The 15,156-nt window shown below is 73.6% G+C and carries 17 protein-coding genes and 1 pseudogene; 9 read left to right on the top strand and 9 right to left on the bottom strand.

What is annotated here, in order from left to right:
* Positions 1–73: 73 nt before the first annotated feature.
* Positions 74–634: pseudogene (locus BJY14_RS48000) on the top strand (DUF2238 domain-containing protein); the annotation flags it as partial.
* 93 nt (positions 635–727) lie between these two features.
* Here the strand turns inward: BJY14_RS48000 and BJY14_RS16105 are convergent.
* Both BJY14_RS16105 and BJY14_RS16100 read right to left on the bottom strand, forming a co-directional pair.
* The gene (locus BJY14_RS16105; protein ID WP_179844354.1) at positions 728–1,090 is read right to left on the bottom strand and encodes a DsrE family protein; all 363 of its coding nucleotides are present in this window, start codon (positions 1,088–1,090) and stop codon (positions 728–730) included.
* Positions 1,091–1,240: 150 nt separating this feature from the next.
* A complete protein-coding gene (locus BJY14_RS16100; protein ID WP_179844353.1) occupies positions 1,241–1,903 on the bottom strand; it encodes a GIDE domain-containing protein in 663 nt (220 codons plus the stop codon).
* A 111-nt stretch (positions 1,904–2,014) separates the two neighbouring features.
* Here BJY14_RS16100 and BJY14_RS16095 point away from each other — a divergent pair, with 111 nt between their 5' ends.
* The 4 genes from BJY14_RS16095 (at position 2,015) to BJY14_RS16080 (ending at position 5,112) form a co-directional block, all read left to right on the top strand.
* Positions 2,015–2,500 carry a heme-binding beta-barrel domain-containing protein gene (locus tag BJY14_RS16095; RefSeq protein ID WP_179844352.1) on the top strand — a complete coding sequence of 162 codons (486 nt, stop codon included), beginning with the start codon at positions 2,015–2,017 and terminating at the stop codon, positions 2,498–2,500.
* 594 nt (positions 2,501–3,094) lie between these two features.
* Positions 3,095–3,511, top strand: coding sequence for a Fur family transcriptional regulator (locus tag BJY14_RS16090; protein WP_141578642.1), 417 nt, complete (start codon positions 3,095–3,097; stop codon positions 3,509–3,511).
* A gap of 43 nt (positions 3,512–3,554) precedes the next feature.
* Positions 3,555–4,541: a CAF17-like 4Fe-4S cluster assembly/insertion protein YgfZ gene (gene ygfZ, locus BJY14_RS16085; RefSeq protein ID WP_179844351.1), complete on the top strand. Its 987-nt coding sequence runs from the start codon at positions 3,555–3,557 to the stop codon at positions 4,539–4,541.
* A gap of 79 nt (positions 4,542–4,620) precedes the next feature.
* Positions 4,621–5,112: a hypothetical protein gene (locus tag BJY14_RS16080; RefSeq protein ID WP_179844350.1), complete on the top strand. Its 492-nt coding sequence runs from the start codon at positions 4,621–4,623 to the stop codon at positions 5,110–5,112.
* Between the two features lie 25 nt (positions 5,113–5,137).
* On the opposite strand, the gene dtd is transcribed toward BJY14_RS16080, so the two are convergent.
* Positions 5,138–5,563: a D-aminoacyl-tRNA deacylase gene (gene dtd / locus BJY14_RS16075; RefSeq protein ID WP_179844349.1), complete on the bottom strand. Its 426-nt coding sequence runs from the start codon at positions 5,561–5,563 to the stop codon at positions 5,138–5,140.
* Positions 5,564–5,583: 20 nt separating this feature from the next.
* On the opposite strand from dtd, the gene BJY14_RS16070 reads away from it, so the two are divergent.
* Both BJY14_RS16070 and BJY14_RS16065 read left to right on the top strand, forming a co-directional pair.
* On the top strand, positions 5,584–6,411 hold the full coding sequence (locus BJY14_RS16070) for a beta-keto acid cleavage family enzyme (protein ID WP_179844348.1): 828 nt from the start codon (positions 5,584–5,586) through the stop codon (positions 6,409–6,411).
* Positions 6,412–6,581: 170 nt separating this feature from the next.
* The gene (locus BJY14_RS16065; RefSeq protein WP_179844347.1) at positions 6,582–7,559 is read left to right on the top strand and encodes an asparaginase; all 978 of its coding nucleotides are present in this window, start codon (positions 6,582–6,584) and stop codon (positions 7,557–7,559) included.
* On the opposite strand, the gene BJY14_RS16060 is transcribed toward BJY14_RS16065, so the two are convergent.
* Positions 7,556–8,134, bottom strand: a complete 579-nt coding sequence (locus BJY14_RS16060) for a TetR/AcrR family transcriptional regulator (protein ID WP_179844346.1) — start codon at positions 8,132–8,134, stop codon at positions 7,556–7,558. The two genes, BJY14_RS16065 and BJY14_RS16060, sit on opposite strands and share 4 nt — an antisense overlap.
* A gap of 307 nt (positions 8,135–8,441) precedes the next feature.
* On the opposite strand from BJY14_RS16060, the gene BJY14_RS16055 reads away from it, so the two are divergent.
* Positions 8,442–9,041, top strand: a complete 600-nt coding sequence (locus tag BJY14_RS16055; protein ID WP_179844345.1) for a dihydrofolate reductase family protein — start codon at positions 8,442–8,444, stop codon at positions 9,039–9,041.
* A gap of 173 nt (positions 9,042–9,214) precedes the next feature.
* Here BJY14_RS16055 and BJY14_RS16050 read toward each other — a convergent pair whose 3' ends face one another.
* The 5 genes from BJY14_RS16050 to BJY14_RS16030 form a co-directional block, all read right to left on the bottom strand.
* Positions 9,215–9,616: a hypothetical protein gene (locus BJY14_RS16050; RefSeq protein ID WP_179844344.1), complete on the bottom strand. Its 402-nt coding sequence runs from the start codon at positions 9,614–9,616 to the stop codon at positions 9,215–9,217.
* A 41-nt stretch (positions 9,617–9,657) separates the two neighbouring features.
* Positions 9,658–10,905, bottom strand: a complete 1,248-nt coding sequence (locus tag BJY14_RS16045) for a CynX/NimT family MFS transporter (RefSeq protein WP_179844343.1) — start codon at positions 10,903–10,905, stop codon at positions 9,658–9,660.
* The gene (locus tag BJY14_RS16040) at positions 10,902–11,606 is read right to left on the bottom strand and encodes a FadR/GntR family transcriptional regulator (RefSeq protein ID WP_218905414.1); all 705 of its coding nucleotides are present in this window, start codon (positions 11,604–11,606) and stop codon (positions 10,902–10,904) included. The genes BJY14_RS16045 and BJY14_RS16040 overlap by 4 nt, the downstream gene beginning before the upstream one ends.
* A gap of 178 nt (positions 11,607–11,784) precedes the next feature.
* Positions 11,785–12,189, bottom strand: a complete 405-nt coding sequence (locus tag BJY14_RS16035) for a hypothetical protein (RefSeq protein ID WP_179844342.1) — start codon at positions 12,187–12,189, stop codon at positions 11,785–11,787.
* 60 nt (positions 12,190–12,249) lie between these two features.
* The gene (locus BJY14_RS16030) at positions 12,250–14,028 is read right to left on the bottom strand and encodes a DUF2207 domain-containing protein (RefSeq protein WP_246395943.1); all 1,779 of its coding nucleotides are present in this window, start codon (positions 14,026–14,028) and stop codon (positions 12,250–12,252) included.
* A 204-nt stretch (positions 14,029–14,232) separates the two neighbouring features.
* On the opposite strand from BJY14_RS16030, the gene BJY14_RS16025 reads away from it, so the two are divergent.
* Positions 14,233–15,117 (top strand): neutral zinc metallopeptidase, encoded by an 885-nt coding sequence (locus tag BJY14_RS16025; protein WP_179844341.1) that lies wholly within the window; start codon positions 14,233–14,235, stop codon positions 15,115–15,117.
* Positions 15,118–15,156: the final 39 nt, after the last annotated feature.

The following is a 15,156-nucleotide window of genomic DNA, read 5'->3' as shown; positions in this document are numbered from 1 at the left end:
GCTGCCCCGGCCGCGAGCTCCCGGCTTCGGGAGCAGGGCGAAAGCACTCAGGCGGGCCTGAGTACCCGCACCGATGCCGCCGGACCTGGCGGGCGGCCATGCTTCGGCCATGGACACCTCGCGCTGGCGCCCGCCCGCCCTCGCCGCCAAGGCCGCCCTCGCCGCGCTGCTGGCGCTGGCCGTCGCGTTCCCCGGATGGGACCGGTTCGCGGACAAGGCGATGGGCGTGCGGGTGGCCGCCTACCCCGCCGCCGTCATGATCGTCACGCTGGTCTGGGCGCTGCGCGGCCGGGAGCGGCCCTTCCCCTGGGACGTCGACCTCCTCGTCACCGCCCCCTTCGTCGTGGACGTCGCCGGGAACGCCGCCGACCTCTACGACACGGTCGGCTGGTTCGACGACGCCTGCCACTTCGGGAACTGGGCCCTGCTGAGCGCCGCCGCCGGTGCCGCCCTGCGCCGCTGGGCGGGCCTCAGGTCCTGGACGCTCGCCCTGACGTGCACCGGTCTGGGCGCCGCCGCGGCCATCCTGTGGGAGTTCTTCGAGTACGGCGTCTTCATCCTCGACACCCCCGAGACCGTCACGATCTACCGTGACACCATCGGCGACCTCATGCTCGGCCTCGCCGGCTCGGCCGCCGCGGGGCTCGGTCTGGGCCTGCGGAGCGCACGGCCGTCGCGTCCCGGGGCGGGTGGCCGGGCGAACCCGGGCCCGGACGTCCTCCTCGTGTCAGTACACGAGGGCCTGGACGTCCGGAAGGGTGATCTCCTCGACGAAGGTCGGGGCGCCGGCGATGCGGACGCCGGGCAGGACGTCGTCCGGGCCGATCTCGCGGCGGGCGGCGCACTGGGTGCAGAGCGTGACGCGGCCCGCCGCGAGGATGACGCCGAGAAGGTCGTCCAGGGGAGTGGCGTGGGGCAGTGAGAACCCGGCGGCCCGTCCTGGCAGCGCGAACCACGCCGACTCCCCGGTCAGCCAGAGGGAGACCGGGACCCCGCTCGCCGCGGCGGCCGCCGCGACCGTGAACGCCTGGTTGCAGCGCTCGGGGGCGTCCGCGCCAGCCGTCACCTTGATGACCAGTGGTCTTGCCATGAAGGCACTCTAGTCCGGTGTTCCGCGTAGCATCCTGCGATGTGGCCGGGTTGGTGAACGCGGGAATCCTTGTCGTCGTCCTGGGGCTGATGGCGGTCGCCGCCGTCCTCCTCGTGATCAAGCTGGGCCGGCTCCGGTAGGCCGGACGCCTCAGCCGAGGTAGAGGTGGTCGAGGGCGACGACGGCCGCGCAGGCGAGGAAGACGGCCGCGCCGCCGCCGTACCCGATCCCCATGAACATCACGGCCCGGCGCCGGTACTCGCGGCGCGTCCGCGTGCTGATGGCGTACTGGCCGGTCTCCTTGTCCTTGCCGACGGAGCCGCCGGTCGCGGTGCCGAGAACGAAGAGCGGCCGGTCGGCCGGCAGGATCCACTCCTCGTACCGGTACTCGGCTACCTCCCCGTCCACGCCGGGCAGGTCCCCGTTCGCGGGGCGGCGCTCGTCCATCGTCCGGACGGCGCCGTCGACGGCCGCGGTGGCGGGGTCGATGACGACGTGCCCCGTCCCGTCCCGCAGAGGGAACGGCGTCGTCGACCTCTCGTCGACGAAGACCCGCTTGCCCGTCTTCGTGCTGGCCGTCGCCTTCGTCTTGTACCAGGCGCAGGGGCGGCCCGAGAACGGCGCGGGCTGGACGGCGAGGGCCGTCCCGCTGACCTGGCACGGGACGCCGTCGTGGAGCCCGGCGAGGCCGGCGCAGTCGGTCTGGACGGCGCGACGCAGGTTGCGGAACCGGATCCGCCAGACCCAGCCCGCGGCCAGCAGGCCCGCGGCGATGATCAGCGGGACCACCATGCTCATGGTGAGGGGCGTCACGTCCCCATGGTCGGGGCGCCGCCCGGCTCCGGACAGGGACGCCGGTCCCGGACCGGAGGGGACGGCGCACGGGGACGCGCACGGCGGCGCGCGCCGCTACCCTCGGTGCCCATGGACGTTGAGCTGCACCCCGACCTTGAGCCGCTGAAGTTCCTCCTCGGCACCTGGGAGGGCGCCGGCGTGGGCGGCTATCCCACGATCGAGTCGTTCAACTTCGGCCAGGAGATCTCGTTCACGCACGTCGGGAAGCCGTTCCTGATCTACGCGAGCCGGACCTGGAAGATCGAGGAGGACGGCACGCTCGGGCGTCCGCTGGGCATGGAGACGGGGTACTGGCGGCCGCGGCCCGACCACCAGGTGGAGGTCACGCTGGCCCACCCGACGGGCATCGTCGAGATCTACGTGGGGGACGTGGCGTTCAACCGCGTGGAGCTGCACACGGACGTCGTCGCGCGGACGGAGTCGGCCAAGGAGGTCACCGGCGGCCACCGCCTCTACGGGCTGATCGGCGAGGACCTCGGCTGGGCGTACGACATGGCGGCGATGGGGCACGAGCTCCAGTCGCACCTGTCGGCCCAGCTGAAGAAGGTCTCCTGAGCGGCGGAGAGGGCCGGTCCCGGAGGTGACCGCCCGGACGGGCCCCGGACATGATCGATCCCCGGACCTTCCCGCCGGGTGGCGGGGCGACGGACAGGACGGGTCCATCGGTCCGGGGACCGGGTAACTGCCTGGTATTCGCCGGTCACCGTCGCGACCGGCTACCTCTGCCCAGTGGGCGGAGGATCCGAGGCGGAACGGCGACTAGCGGACAGTCACCTCGCGAGTCCTACAAGCAACCATTGGTTAGGACCACCTCCTTTCGCGCGTATCCCGAACGTATGCGACGCCCGCGCGGGGAGGCAAGCGGATTTTCCGTGAGCTGAAATCGGACATCCGGACCGTCGCCGCCCGGGATCTGGAGCCTGTCTCGAAGCGGCCTCGGTCAAGCGCGCGAACGCGTGAGCTGGCCGGTGGAGCGATGCCGGAGGCGAGCGGAACCGGGCAGATCGCGAAGCGATGCAGCGTTCGCCCAGGCTCGGTCGCGTAGCGAGCCGCAAGGCGAGCGAAGTGGGCCGGGACTTCGAAAACACAGCGAGCCGCCAGGCGAGCGAAGTGGGCCGGGACTTCGAAAGCACCGCCTAGACTCGGTGCATGGTCGAGTCGTGGCAGGAGGAGCTGCGGGCCAAGGGCTACCGGGTGACCCCGCAACGCCAGCTGGTGCTCGAAGCGGTCACCAACCTGGAGCACGCGACCCCCGAGGAGATCTGCACCGAGGTGCAGCGCACGGCCCGCGGCGTGAACATCTCCACCGTATACCGGACGCTCGAACTCCTGGAGGAGCTCGGGCTCGTCAAGCACGCCCATCTCGGGCACGGCCCGCCGAACTACCATCTCGCCGCCGAGGCCGAGCACATCCATCTCGTCTGCCGGGGCTGCCACACCGTGGAGGACGTCGACCCGCGCGCGGCGGCCGGCCTGGCCGACGTCCTGGCGCGCGACTTCGGCTTCGAGACCGACGTCCACCACCTGACCGTCTACGGGCGCTGCAAGGACTGCCGCGAGGCGTAGCCGGGCGGCGCGATCCGCCGGTCCGCGACATAGTCTGGACGGCATGGAGAGCCCTCTGCTGCAGTCGCCCGGAGCCGTCGCCGCCGACGCGCCCGACCAGGAGGTCGCCGCGCACTACGGGGACCCGGCGCGGGAGCAACGCGCCCTGGAGGACGGGACGGCGTTCGTCGACCGGAGCAACCGGGGCGTCGTCCGCGTCTCGGGGCCCGACCGGCTGAGCTGGCTGCACAGCCTGCTGAGCCAGCACCTGGACGGGCTGAAGCCGGCGGAGCCGACCGAGGCGCTGCTGCTCGGCCCGAACGGGCACATCGAGCACCACCTGTTCCTCGTCGACGACGGCGAGGCCGTGTGGGCCCACGTCGAGCCGGGCGCGGCCCCGGCGCTGGTGGAGTTCCTCGACCGGATGCGGTTCATGCTGCGCGTCGAGGTCGCCGACGTGTCGGACGAGTTCATGGTGGTCACCGGGCCGGGCGGCCCCGACGACGGCCGTCCCGCCTGGCCGGACGTCGCGGGCACGACGACGCGGATCGTCCCGCGCGGCGAGTTCCCGGAGGGCCCGAAGCCGGCGGGGATCTGGGCGTACGAGGCGCTGCGCATCGCCGAGCACCGCCCCCGGGCCGGCCTCGACACCGACCACCGGACGATCCCGCACGAGGCCGGGTACGTGGAGACGGCCGTCCACCTGAACAAGGGCTGCTACCGGGGACAGGAGACCGTCGCGCGCGTCCACAACCTGGGGCGGCCCCCGCGCCGCCTGGTGTTCCTGCACCTGGACGGCAGCGTCGACCGGCTGCCCGCGCACGGCGACCCGGTGGAGGTCCCCGGGGGCCGGACGGTCGGGTTCGTCGGGTCGGCGGCGCGGCACCACGAGCTGGGGCCGATCGCGCTGGCGCTGGTCAAGCGGAACGTCCCGGTGGACGCGGAGCTGCTCGCGGGCGGCGTCGCGGCGGCGCAGGAGGTCGTCGTGTCACCGGAGACGGGCGCGAACGCGCAGATCGCTCTGCGCCGCCGGCCCGCGAAACACGGGTAGCAGCCCGACCCTGGGACGAATATCGTCTGATAAGACGATTTCTGACCGACCGCCGCCCGGGGAAGGTGGATTCCTACCGATGGTCCCGAACCTGGGGAAAGGGGAGCCGCCCGCGGCGCGGAGGGGAGGGACCCGGCGCCGCCCGCGCCGGGAGTCCGCCCTGACCTGGTGGGCCCTGTTCGCGGCGATCGCCGGGATCGCGTGGTGGCAGCACTCATGGCGCGTCGCGCTGCTCGGCCTGCTCGCCTGGTGCCTGTACGAGTTCGCGCTCGTCCCCACCCTGTGCCGGGTGCTGACGCCGAAGGGCGCCGCCTGCACCGAGCGCACCAGAGGCCGGCTGTTCGCCTGCGGCCCGGCCCACCAGCGGCTCCGCAACGACGCGCTGTGGCGGCTCGCCGGGCTCCGCAACCCGTTCGAGCAGGGGCCCGTCGGGGACGAGAGCGACACCGGGACCGTCGTGGTGTCCTCGGGCGTGCGCGGCCGCCTCGTCCCGCAGGACCGCGTCCTCATCCTCCTCGCCGCCGCCGGGACCGTCACCGCGCTCGTCGGCATGGTCTACGGGTTCCGCTGAGCCGCGCGCCCGGCCGGCCGCGCGGTCAGACGTCCAGGATCAGCGTGATCGGCCCGTCGTTGACCAGCGCGACCTTCATGTCCGCCCCGAACTCCCCTGTCTCGACCTTCGCGCCCAGCTCGCGCAGCTCCCGGACCACCGCGTCCACCAGGGGTTCGGCGACGGGACCGGGCGCGGCGGCCGTCCAGCTCGGACGGCGGCCCTTCCGCGCGTCCCCGTAGAGAGTGAATTGGCTCACGACGAGCAGCGGCGCGTTCACGTCGGAACACGACTTCTCGCCGTCCAGGATCCGCAGCCCCCACAGCTTGGACGCCAGCCTGCGGGCGCTTTCCGCGCCGTCGTCGTGCGTCACGCCGACCAGGACCAGCAGTCCCGGCCCCTCGATCGCGCCGACGACGCGCCCGTCCACGGACACGCTGGCCTGGCTCACCCTCTGGACTACAGCACGCATGACCATGCATTCTGCCGAACATGGGAGCAACGACGCTCATCACGGTGGCGCCCACGGGCGCGGAGTCCGCCAAGGCGGACGTTCCGGCCCTGCCCGTCACCCTGGATGAACTGGTCCGGACGGCCGAGGAGTGCGAGGCGGCCGGCGCGGCCGTGATCCACGTGCACGTCCGCGACGACGACACGCGGCCCACCCTCGACCCGTTCCTGCTGCGGGACACGGTGACGGCGCTGCGGGAGAGCACGGGCCTGATCGTCCAGTTGTCCACGGGCGGCGCGGTCACCGACCCGTACGAGGACCGGCTCCGCGTCCTGGATGCCGGGCCCGACATGTGCTCGCTCACCTGCGGGACGGTCAACTTCGGCGACGACGTGTTCATGAACCCGTGGTCGTTCATGGTGGAGCTGTACAAGCGCACCCAGGAGCTGGAGGTCGTCCCCGAGTTCGAGCTGTTCGACCTCGGGCACATCACGTCGCTGCGCCGCCTCCTGGACAAGCACGGGCTCCCCTACGGCGGCCACGTCCACTGCGACCTGGTGATGGGCGTCCCGGGCGGGATGCCGGGCGACGCCCGCACCCTCGTCGCCGCCGTCGAGGCCCTCCCGGAAGGCGCCACGTGGTCGGCCACCGGCATCGGCCGGACGTCCCTGCCCGTCCTGTTCGCGGCCCTGTCGGCCGGCGGCCACCTGCGGGTCGGCATGGAGGACACGGTCACCTTCGCCAAGGGCCGCCCGGTCACGGCGAACGTCGAGCTGGTGGAACGCGCGGCCCAGGCGGCGCACCTGGCCGGGCGCCCGCCGATGGCGCCCGCCGAGGCCCGCACCCTCCTCGCCACCAGACCCCGCTGACCGGCGCGAGCACCCCTCCGGGCGAGTCAAGCCGGGATGGGGCAACCTGGCCGTTTTCGTGGGGCCGGGTGCCGCTTTCATGGGGTACGCCGGGTACTTGACCTTCGGAGATGCCGTCCGGGGCGGGGAGAGCGCCGGTGGCTCCGGTGTCGTGGTGATGGAGGGGTGCGGTGGACGTCAATCCTGTGCTGGTCGAGGTGGAGCGTTCCGGGTTCGTGGAGTCCCGGCACCGGGGGGCGGCGATCGGGCTGGCCGCCGACGGGGGCGTCGCCTTCCGGGCGGGGGAGACCGGGGCGCCGATCTTCCCCCGGTCGGCGAACAAGCCGATGCAGGCGGTCGCGATCCTGCGCGGCGGGCTCGAACTCGGCGGCGAGCTGCTCGCGCTCGCGGCGGGCAGCCACTCCGGTGAGGACTTCCACGTCGAGGGGGTGGAGAAGATCCTCGCGGGCGCCGGGCTGGGGGCCGGCGACCTGCGCTGCCCCGAGAGCTGGCCGATCGACCCCGCGGCGCAGCAGGAGGTCGCCCGGACGGGCGGCGGCCAGTCCCGGCTGCGCATGAACTGCTCCGGGAAGCACGCCGCGATGCTCGCCACATGCGTCACGGCGGGCTGGCCCACCGACTCCTACCTCGATCCCGGCCACCCGTTGCAGCGGATCGTCCGGGAGGTCGTCGAGGAACTGGCCGGGGAGCCCGCCACGGCGGTCGGCGTGGACGGGTGCGGGGCACCGCTGTTCGCCGTGTCCATCGCGGGCGTCGCGCGGGCGTTCCGGGCGCTCGTCCTCGCCGAGCCGGGCACTCACGAGCGGCGCGTCGCCGACGCCATGCGGACGCACCCGCAGTGGACGTCCGGGACCCGGCGCGAGGAGCGGCAGCTGATGGACGCCGTCCCCGGCCTGCTCGTCAAGTGCGGCGCCGAGGGCGTGGACGCCTTCGCGTTCGCCGACGGGCGCGCCGGCGTCGTCAAGATCGACGACGGGGCGATGCGGGCGCGGACGCCCGTGACCGTCGCGCTGCTGCGGGCCCTCGGCGTCCACGACGGCACCGACCGGGTCGCCCTGGACGAGCTGGCGACCGTCGAGGTGCGCGGCGGGGACGGCGTCGTCGGCGCCATCCGCCCGGCACCAGGCGTCTTCGACCGGACCGCCTAGTTCTTCTCCGGCAGCAGACGGTCCACCATCGTCTCGATCAGGGCGCCGGTGTCGTAGGGCTCCGTGATGGCGGGGGCGGTGAAGTCGTCCAGGAGCAGCCCGGCCATCGTGAAGTAGAGCAGGCCGACGCCCGTGGCGTCGCCGGGCAGGCCCGCGTCCAGGTGGTAGCGGACGATCTCCTCGTGCTCGGCGGTGAGGAAGCCGCCGAGCTCGGCGTGCAGTTCCGGGCGCCGCGTCGCCTCCAGCCGTAGCTCCAGCATGGCGAGGTAGCCGGGCCGGTCGGCCCGCATGCGGCCGAGGAGCTGGCGCATCAGCTCGGTGACCAGCGCGTGCGTGGGCGCCTGCCGCATCGTCTCGGCCAGCGCCTCGGGATCGGGGGTGAGGCGCTCGCGGGTGCGGTGCATGACCTGGGTGAGCAGGTCGGCGCGGTTGGCGAAGTAGTTGGTGGCGGTGCCGGTGGGGACGCCCGCCTCGGCGTCGATGGCGCGCAGCGTCAGGCCCCGCGACCCCTCGCGGGCCAGGACCTCGATCGCCGCGTCCAGCAGGGCGGCCCGACGGGCCGGGTTGCGTCGCACTGTGACCTCCATCACACCAGCTTGCAATCACTGCAAGTGCAGTACTAAGTTCAAACCACTGCACTTAGAGTACATCAAATCCAGTGTCGAGGAGATCGCATGCGCGCCCGGTCCACCACCCCTTCCGCACTTCGCCTGCCCCAGAACCGCCCTGCCCTGCCCGCCCGCGCGGGACGTCCCGGCTGGGACCGGCACGTTCCGAAGCCCCGCAGCGTTCCGCGGCCGCGGCCGCCGCGCAAGCCCGGCTCCGCCCGCTGACGCGCGGCCCGCTTCCCTTCCGTACACCACGCCTGAAAGCGAGCACCGCATGCGCAAGCTGGTCTACTACGTCGCCGCCACCCTCGACGGCTACATCGCCGGGCCGGAGGGGCAGTACGACTTCATGCCCTTCGAGGGCGAGCCGGCCGAGATGATCAAGGCCGAGTACCCCGAGAGCCTGCCCGCCCACGTCCGCGGCCCGCTCGGCATCGCCGACGCGCCGAACCGGCACTTCGACACGGTCGTCATGGGGCGCGGCACCTACGAGCCCGCCCTGGCCGCCGGGATCACCAGCCCGTATCCGCACCTGGAGCAGTACGTCGTCTCGGCGACGATCAGGGTCGAGGACCCCGCGGTGACCGTCGTCCCCGGCGACCCGGTCGGTCTGGTCCGCGACCTGAAGGAGGGGGACGGGCTCGACATCTGGCTCGCGGGCGGCGGGAAGCTCGCCGCCGCGGTGGCGGACGAGATCGACGTGCTGGTCATCAAGCGCCACCCGCTGGTGATCGGGTCCGGGATCCCGCTGTTCGACGGGCCCTTCTCCGTGGCGGCGTTCACCCCGGCCGACACCCACGCCTTCGACTCCGGGCTCGTCGTCACCGTCTACACGCGCGCGGAGCGGGGCCCGGCCTCCCGTCCGGCGGGCTAGGGCCCGTCTCGAAGTGGCCTCGGCCACGCGCGCGAACGTGTGACCTGGCCGGTGGAGCGAGGCCGGAGGCGAGCGGAGCCGGGCGGATCGCGAAGCGATGCCGCGTTCGCCCAGTACCGGTTACGTAGCGAGCCGCCAGGCGAGCGGAGCGGGCCGGGACTGTGAAACACGGGCTAGAGGGGCTCGGGGTCCTTGGGCGTCTTGAGGTCCTCGAACTCGCCCTTGAAGATCGTCTGCTCGTAGAGGACGCCCTCCGGCCACGGTTTCCTCGGCTCCCGCCCGGGCTGGGGGTTGTCCTTGCGGAACTCCAGCGGCTGGCCCTCCTTGGCCGGCGGGTAGCTGTGCGAGAACATCCCCGGCGCGTAGGTGTAGTAGCCGCCCTGCTCCATGCCCCGCTGGTTCAGCTGGTTGTTCCTGCGGGAGCAGTGGAGCTTCCTGGACGAGGCGGCGCGCGTCGCGTACACCCAGGCCACCAGGGCGCCGATGATGAAGAACGGAATGATCCAGACGAAGTAGCGGGCGCCCGTGGGGGACGTGTTCGCCAGCACGGGGTCGGCGACGATCGTGGCGAGCAAGGCGGACCACCTCCCGATGGCGCGGACCGGACCACGCCGGTTCAGTTAGGGATGTGTCCGCTGGAACCCGTGTTAACCACCTCGGGCGCCGGGGCGGCGGGCGCGCCCACCGTGCGGAGCCGTCCGGCGGGCAGTCCCGGGACGGCCAGGGCGGCGCAGACGGCCAGCACGCCCAGCATCGGAACGGTCCAACCGCCGGTGGCGTCGTGCAGCGCGCCGAGGGCGAGAGGGCCGAGCGCCGCGATGACGTAGCCGACGCCCTGCGCCATCCCCGACAGCTGGACGGCGACGTGGGCGTCGTGCGCGCGGAGCCCGATGAACGACAGCGCGGTCGCGAAGCCGAGGCCCTGGCCGAGGCCGAGGACCACCGTCCAGGCCCACACCGAGCCGATCGGCGCCCAGGTCACCCCGGCGAAGCCCAGCGCGGTCAGCGCCACCGTGGCGATCACCAGGGGGCGCTGGTCGCGGGTCCGGCGGGCCAGCACCGGGACGGCCAGCGACCCGACCGCCTGGACCGCCGCCACCAGCGCCAGCACGTAGCCGGCGGACGCCGCGTCCATCCCGCGGTCCTGGCAGAGCGTCGGCAGCCAGCCGATCACCACGTAGGCCAGCAGCGACTGCAGGCCCATGAACGCCGTGACGTGCCAGGCCAGGCGCGACCGCCACACCAGCGCCGCGACGCCGCGCGGGGGCGCGGCGGGCGGGGCCGAGCGGGCCGCGTGCGCCGCCCGCCGCGCCCTCGGCAGCCACAGCAGCCCGGCGAGCGCCGCCGGGATCGCCAGCAGGCCGAGCGGCAGCCGCCACGACGCGCCGAACCAGTCCTCCACCGGCACGGCGAGCCCGGACGACAGGGACGCGCCCGCCGTCACCGCGACCGTGTAGACGGCCGTGACCGTGGTGATCCGGGACGGGTGGTCCCGCTTGATGATCGCCGGCACCGCGATGTTGCCGATGCTGATCGCGATCCCGGCGACCAGGGAGCCGGCGAACAGCGCCGCCACGCCGCCCGGCAGCCGCAGCAGCAGCCCGGCGACGAGCAGCGCCATCGCGCACACGAGCAGGGTCTCGCTGCGCGGCGGGCGGCGCAGGAAGGCGGCGAGGAGGCCGTAGGAGCCGAAGAACGCCAGCGGCAGCGTGGTGAGCGCGCCCGCCGCCGTCCCGGACAGCCGGAAGGCGTCGCTGATCTCGGTCAGCAGCGGCCCGACCGCCGCGATCGCGGGCCGCAGGTTGACCGCCAGCAGGACGATCATCAGCAGGGCGACGGCCAGCCCGGCGCGCCGTCCGGTCACGCGTCCTCCCCGGGCGTCCCGGCGTCGCCGAGCAGGGACTCCAGGACGGCGAGGGTCGGCTCCACGACGGCGGCGGCGGCCGACGCCGCGGCCTCCGGATCGCCCGCCGCGATCGCGTCCAGCACGGCGCGGTGCCGGGCCGGGCCCGCCTCGGGGACCTCGCGGTCCATCCTGATCGCGCGCATCGACTCGTGCAGCCGGTCGATGAAGAACCGCATCGCCTCGATCAGCACCGGGTTGCGGGACGCCTCCGCGACGCCGAGGTGGAACCGCGCGTCGGCGGCGCCGAACGCGTCCGGCTCGGTGGCCTCGTCGCGGGCGCGGAGCAGCCCCTCCAGCCGCGCCAGGTCCGCGCCGGTGCGGCGGCGCGCCGCCAGCCGGGCCGCCTGGACGTCGTAGGCGAGCTGCACCTCGAACACGTCCCGGGCGGACGCGCGGGACACCCGGCGCAGTAGCGGGCGCGGGTCGGCGCTGCTGCGCACGTATGTCCCGTCGCCGCGCCGCACCTCCAGCACCCCGACGTGCGACAGCGCCCGGATCGCCTCCCGGACGGCCGGACGGCTCACCCCGAGCTGCGCCGCCAGGTCCAGCTCGGCCGGGATCCGCCGGCCGACCGGCCAGGCGCCCGCGCTGACCTGCGCCTGGAGCTGGTCGAGCACGGCGTCCACCGTCGATCCGCCCGGTACGGGACTCAACGCCACGAAAGCCTCCCTCGTAAGATGTCAGACATCTTACGAGCAGACCGAGTCGACCGTTAAGACCCGCGGTGGCGGCCGGGAGGGGTCTCGGCCGCCACCGCGGGCGTCTACGGCGCCCGCCGGCCCGGGTGCGGGGTCGCCTGACCCGGCGGGCGTCGCGTCCTCTGCGCCGGCCTCCGCGTCAGCGGAGCCGGGGAAGGCCGAATCTGCGGCGGCTCCTGGCGGGCGGCTCGGCGCGGACCTTCCCCGCTTCGGCCCGCTCCCGCGTACGGGCCGCCTCCTCCTCCGCACGTCCCCGCTCGATATGGGCCATGACCTCGCGGTGGGTCACCGACGGGGCCGGATCGCGGCGCGTCCGCTGCGCCGGGCTGCCCATGATCACACCGCCCATGACGGGCCCGCGGTGCGGCAGGCCGTCCTCGGCGCTGGGGTAGTGGTGGCGCTTGCGCGACGTCGTCAGCACCACCGTCACCCAGCCGATGAGCGCCACGAAGATGACGGCCGGGCCGACGGCCATGAAGGCGGCGTCCCCCAAGCGGTCGGATCGGGCGAGCACGGGGACGGCGAGCATCGCAGCGGCCACCATGAGGCGACACCTCCTCGCCCAGGCTTTACCCGGCGTCAGGCCGTTAACCGCCGGGGGCCGTCACAGCCCGCGCGACTGGGAGATCGACCCCGACGTGGCCAGCGTGAACGTGCGCATCGACTCGGCGAACTTCGACAGGTCCCATTCCGCCGGGCCCTCGTACCAGTAGAGGTTGTCGGCGCCCGTCGCGCGCTCGCCCGCGTCCTCGACCGTCTCGGCCCACTTCGCCACGACGTCGAACACCACCGCGTACGGCAGGAAACGCGAGAACAGCGCGATCCGCTGGCGCGCCGCCATGGAGCCGTCGTCGGGGATGGCGCCGCGTTCCAGGAACGCCCGGAAACCGATCGTGTGCGCGAGCACCGTGGCGCCGCGCGCCGTCTTCGCCGGCATGTACTGGCCGCCATAGGCCAGCGCCGCGCCCGCGATGATCAGCGCGAGCCCGGCCAGCGCCCACTCGGTGGTGAACGCCAGCGCGACCGTCCCGGCGATGCCGGCCAGCGTCACGAGGATGCCCGCGACCGTCCACCGGGACCGGACGGTGTCGGGCCGCCGCGCGAACCAGCCCTGCTTCACCACGTCGTCGTACATCGCGGACCTGACCTGTGCCAGCTTCGTCGCGAACGTCCCGCCGAGCTCCGACAGCCGGACGGCGTCCCGGGCCGACCCGTCGGGCGCGGTGAGCAGGGCGTCCAGCAGGATCCGCTCGTAGGGGAGCAGGTCGGTCTGCGGGCGGTCCAGGCGGCGCAGCGCCCAGTCGAGGCGGCCGGTGACGGCCCGGTCCTCCTCCTCGATCAGCAGGTAGCCGCGCACGGCGAGGTCGACGATCGTCGCGGTCACGTCGATCACGTCGGCCTGCTCGTCGATCAGCGTGCCGATCTGTCCGGGCCGCACCCCGTTCGGCGGCTCGAACTCCGTCCCGGCCACCGGCACCTGGTCGCCCTCGGCGGCCCGCTTGCCGACGGTCCGCGCGTCCCGGCCGCGCAGCAGGTAGAGGGCGAGGACGCCGCCGCCCAGCAGCACCAGCAGGCCGGCGAGCGCGGCGCCGGTCACGGCGTTGACGGAGAACGCGGTCGCGACCGTGTGGCGGCGCTCGTAGATCGCGCGCCCGCCCGTCGTCCCGGAGGGCAGGCCCGCGACGACCGTCAGGTACTCGCCGGGCAGCATCCCCTGCTGCGCGAACACGCCCTGGGTGTGCGTGTGGTTCGTGTAGTACTGCGTGCAGCCGATCGTGCTGCCGATCGGCCCGGTGAAGCAGTTGACGTTGCGGATCATCGCGCCGCCGTCGACGGTGGCCTTCGCCTCGTCCAGCGGCACCTTCCAGCCGCCGACCACCGGCCAGCGCAGCTCCTCCGCCGCCCCCATCCGGGTGATCGCGCCGCGCACGTCGTACTCCAGGACGATCGTGTGGTCCCCGGTGAGCTTCCGGTCGCCCGCCACCCTGACCGTCGTGTTGAGGCCCGCGCCGGACGCGGTGGCCTTCGACGGCCCGCCGTCCGGGCTGGCCGCCCGCAGGTTCTCGATCTTGTAGACGCGGTCCTCGGTGAGGCTCTCGTGCACCCGGGTCGGGTACGTCCGCTGGAAGCCGTCGTGCCCGGCGAACCGGTAGACGATCGTCTCCTTGACCCTGACCGTGCCGCCCTGGACCGCGGTGAGGACGACGTCGTCCTTGAGCACCCGCTCGGCGGCGGCGAGACCGGAGGCCGCCGCACCGGCCGCGGGCGCCCCGCCGACCTCGGCCGCGACCGCGGAAGTGCTGGTCAGCAGGGGGAAGGCCAGCGCCGCCGAGACCGCCAGGACCGCCGGACGCGACCGGAACATCGCCGCAAGAGCAGACATGGCCGCAAATGGTATCGGGAATGCGTGCGATGATTCTGCGCTATGGCAGGTCATTACCCCCCGCCGCCCCCTCCGCCGCCGCCACCGGGACCCCCCTACGGCCGGCCGCCGTACGGTGGGCCGCCGCCGCAGGGGAGACCGCCGTACGGCGGGCCGGGATACGGGTCTCCTGCCTACGGGCCGCCGCAGTACCGGTACGTCCCGATGCGCCCGCCGCCGCGCCGCAGCGCGGGCGGGACGATCGCGGGCATCTTCGGCGGCCTGACGTCCCTGGTCGTCCTGGCGATCCTCGGGATCTCGCTGTTCGGCGGGAGCCAGGGCGCCGCCGGCGGGACCGGGACGTCCACCACCACGTCCGGCGGCCCCTCGACGCCGCGGGAGAAGGCGACCAACAGCAAGATCTACAAGACGGGCCCGCTGACGCCGGTGAGCTGCCGCCTCCCGCCGATCCAGCCGTCCGCCCAGTCCATGCGCGGGTTCATGGACACCCTGAGCGACTGCCTGGACTCGGCATGGACCAAGCAGTTCACCAAGGCGGGCATCGCGTTCGACAAGCCCGACCGGGTGTTCTGGGTCGAGCCGGGGCGCAGCCCCTGCGGCTCCTACCCTGCTCCCGGCGCGTCCGCGTTCTACTGCCCGGCCAACAACACGATGTACGTGGGGCTGCGGCACGTCGTCGAGACGTCGGGCGGGGAGCCGCTGTCCCACTACGCCGTCTACGCCCGCGTGATCGCGCACGAGTACGGGCACCACGTCCAGGACCGGGCCGGGATCCTGCTCTACGGGGACGGCCAGATGGAGTCCGGCGACACCGCCACCCGGACGGAGGCGAGCCGCCGCATCGAGCTGCAGGCCCAGTGCTTCGCGGGCGCGTTCCTCGGCAGCGAGCGCACCACCCTCCCGATGACCCGCGAGCAGTACACGGCCATGATCAACGACGTGCTGGGCAGGGGCGACGACCGCCAGCCGCCGGACAAGCGCGACCACGGCTCGGGACGCCACTACGCGGGCTGGGTGATCACCGGCTTCAACGGGCGCGACCTGACCGTCTGCAACACCTGGATCGCGTCCCCGTCCAAGGTGAGCTGACCTCCCGGCCCGGTTCTGAGCTCCTCGCGCAGGGGCGGT

The sequence above is a fragment of the Actinomadura luteofluorescens genome (assembly GCF_013409365.1).
Classification (GTDB): Bacteria; Actinomycetota; Actinomycetes; order Streptosporangiales; family Streptosporangiaceae; genus Spirillospora; species Spirillospora luteofluorescens.
This window is presented reverse-complemented; position numbering and strand designations above follow the sequence as displayed.

Coding starts and splice junctions, on each gene's coding strand:
- BJY14_RS16035 (WP_179844342.1), bottom strand. CDS start 12,189: ATGGTGGCCGCTGCGATGCTCGCCGTCCCCGTGCTCGCCCGATCCGAC.
- BJY14_RS16080 (WP_179844350.1), top strand. CDS start 4,621: ATGGTCCCGAACCTGGGGAAAGGGGAGCCGCCCGCGGCGCGGAGGGGA.
- BJY14_RS16070 (WP_179844348.1), top strand. CDS start 5,584: ATGGGAGCAACGACGCTCATCACGGTGGCGCCCACGGGCGCGGAGTCC.
- dtd (WP_179844349.1), bottom strand. CDS start 5,563: ATGCGTGCTGTAGTCCAGAGGGTGAGCCAGGCCAGCGTGTCCGTGGAC.
- ygfZ (WP_179844351.1), top strand. CDS start 3,555: ATGGAGAGCCCTCTGCTGCAGTCGCCCGGAGCCGTCGCCGCCGACGCG.
- BJY14_RS16105 (WP_179844354.1), bottom strand. CDS start 1,090: ATGGCAAGACCACTGGTCATCAAGGTGACGGCTGGCGCGGACGCCCCC.
- BJY14_RS16055 (WP_179844345.1), top strand. CDS start 8,442: ATGCGCAAGCTGGTCTACTACGTCGCCGCCACCCTCGACGGCTACATC.
- BJY14_RS16095 (WP_179844352.1), top strand. CDS start 2,015: ATGGACGTTGAGCTGCACCCCGACCTTGAGCCGCTGAAGTTCCTCCTC.
- BJY14_RS16025 (WP_179844341.1), top strand. CDS start 14,233: ATGCGCCCGCCGCCGCGCCGCAGCGCGGGCGGGACGATCGCGGGCATC.
- BJY14_RS16090 (WP_141578642.1), top strand. CDS start 3,095: ATGGTCGAGTCGTGGCAGGAGGAGCTGCGGGCCAAGGGCTACCGGGTG.
- BJY14_RS16030 (WP_246395943.1), bottom strand. CDS start 14,028: ATGTCTGCTCTTGCGGCGATGTTCCGGTCGCGTCCGGCGGTCCTGGCG.